Here is a 1728-nt window from a genome sequence, read left to right as displayed (position 1 = left end):
GGCGCAAAGGGCGTCACCTGTCTTGTCATCGAAAAAGACATGGAGGGCGTCAGCTTTGGCGCAAACGAGAAGAAGCTCGGCTGGCATTCGCAGCCCACCGCTCAGGTGAATTTCGACAATGTTCGCGTTCCGGTGGAAAATCGGGTCGGTGACGAGGGCGAAGGCTTTCGCATCGCCATGGCCGGCCTGGATGGCGGTCGGTTGAACATCGGCGCCTGTTCGCTGGGCGGCGCGCAGCGCTGTCTCGACGAAGCGGTCAATTACACCAAAGACCGCAAGCAATTCGGCAAGGCGATCAGCGATTTCCAGAACACCCAGTTCATGCTCGCCGATATGGCAACCGATCTGGAAGCGTCGCGGGCGCTGCTTTATCTGGCAGCCGCCAAGGTGACCGAAGGCGCGCCGGACAAGACCAAATTCGCGGCGATGGCCAAGCGGCTAGCCACCGACAATGGCAGCAAGATTGTCAACGACGCGCTGCAACTTTTTGGCGGCTATGGCTATTTGCAGGATTATCCGATCGAACGTTTCTGGCGCGATCTGCGGGTGCACAGCATTTTGGAAGGCACCAATCAGGTCATGCGGATGATCGTATCGCGCGAACTGCTCCGGCAATAAGGTAAAATCATGACAGAAGATCTCATCATCAGAAAAACCGGGCGGGTTGGCCATATCAGCCTGAACCGGCCCAAAGTCATCCATTCGCTCAACCTCGACATGTGCCTGGGGATGATCGACGCGCTGCTCGCATGGCGCGACGATGACGAAGTCGAAGCGGTGATCATCGATCACAGCGAAGGCAGGGGCTTTTGCGCTGGCGGCGATATTGCGATGCTGCGCGAATCCGGCATGACCGATGGCAAGGAGGGGCGTGAGTTCTTCTACAAGGAATATCAGCTCAATCACTTGCTGTTTGAATATCCGAAGCCCGTGGTCGCCTTTATGAACGGCATCACCATGGGCGGCGGCGTCGGCATTTCGCAACCGGCCAAATATCGCGTGGCGACCGAATATACGCGCTTTGCCATGCCGGAAACCGGTATCGGTCTGTTCCCTGATGTTGGCGGCGGTTGGTATCTGTCGCGGCTTGAAGGACGGCTTGGACAGTTTCTGGCGCTGACCGGCGCGCGACTGGATGGCGCCGAGTGCAAGGAAGTGGGCATCGCGACCCATTATCTGCAGTCGGAAGCTCTGGAAGAAGCCAAGCAGCGGATTTCGGAAAAACCGGACCGGATCGAAGGCATATTGGGTCAACTTTCGGGCACTATTCCGGAAGCGCGGGTCGCCAAAAATCTCGACAAGATCGACAAGTTTTTTGCCTCCGACCGGTTTGAAGACATATTGGCCGCGCTCGAAGCCGATGACGGTGACTGGGCAGCCAAGGAACGCGACACGCTGGGCACCAAAAGCCCACAGACCTGCAAGGTGGCGCTGCGCCAGCTCAAGGAGGGCGCGGCGATGGAAAGCTTCGCCGACGAAATGCGCAACGAATATCGGATTGGCTATCATGTGCTGGTGATGCACGATTTCCTTGAAGGCGTGCGGGCACTGATTGTCGACAAGGACAATGATCCGAAATGGGATCCGGCAACGCCCGAAGCCGTAACCGACGAATGGATCAACAATATTTTCGCACCGTTACCGGCTGATCAAGAATGGAAACCGCTATGACCTATGAAACCATCCTGACCGAAAAAAGGGGGCAGGTTACCCTGATCACCCTCAATC

General features: G+C 57.1%; 2 protein-coding genes. Both read left to right on the top strand.

From position 1 onward, the window contains the following. Positions 1–618, top strand: a 618-nt coding sequence (locus tag V7665_RS09460; RefSeq protein ID WP_335664292.1) for an acyl-CoA dehydrogenase family protein, incomplete at its 5' end; no start/stop codon positions are given. A gap of 9 nt (positions 619–627) precedes the next feature. Beyond that, positions 628–1671 (top strand): enoyl-CoA hydratase/isomerase family protein, encoded by a 1044-nt coding sequence (locus V7665_RS09455; RefSeq protein WP_335664291.1) that lies wholly within the window; start codon positions 628–630, stop codon positions 1669–1671. The last annotated feature ends 57 nt before the right edge of the window (positions 1672–1728 follow it).

Source organism: Parasphingorhabdus sp. (assembly GCF_036964675.1).
Taxonomy (GTDB): domain Bacteria; phylum Pseudomonadota; class Alphaproteobacteria; order Sphingomonadales; family Sphingomonadaceae; genus Parasphingorhabdus.
This window is presented reverse-complemented; position numbering and strand designations above follow the sequence as displayed.